The organism is Mesorhizobium sp. LNHC252B00, from assembly GCF_000502955.1.
In the GTDB taxonomy this organism is placed as follows: Bacteria; Pseudomonadota; Alphaproteobacteria; order Rhizobiales; family Rhizobiaceae; genus Mesorhizobium.
The window spans coordinates 1-417 of record NZ_AYWO01000132.1 but is presented as its reverse complement, the minus strand read 5'-3'; the positions used below and the strand labels follow the sequence as shown (position 1 = coordinate 417).

At 63.5% G+C, this 417-nt stretch carries 1 pseudogene; it reads right to left on the bottom strand.

The features are described from left to right. Positions 1 to 417: pseudogene (locus X744_RS0139335) on the bottom strand (nitrite/sulfite reductase); the annotation flags it as partial.

Genomic DNA, 417 nt, shown 5'->3' with positions numbered 1-417 from the left:
GATGTGGCCGACATGGTGATGGCCGCAGGCATTGATGCAGCCGGAGATCTTCAGCTTCAATTCGCCGATCTCGCGCTGCCGCTCCAGCGAGGCGAAGCGGCGCGAGATTTCCTGTGCGATCGGTATCGAGCGTGCCGTCGCCAGCGCGCAATAATCGAGGCCCGGGCACGAGATGATGTCCGAGATCAGGTTGGAGTTAGCCGTCGCCAGCCCGATGTCGACCAGCGCGTCATAGACCGCCTTGAGGTCGGCACGCGCCACATGCGGCAGGATCAGGTTCTGCTCGTGGCTGACGCGAAGCTCGTCGAAGGCATATTTCTCGGCAATGTCGGCGACCGCTTCCATCTGGCTGTCGGTCGCATCGCCCGGCACCTCGCCGATACCCTTGAGCGAGATCGTCACCGCGGCGTAGTCGGG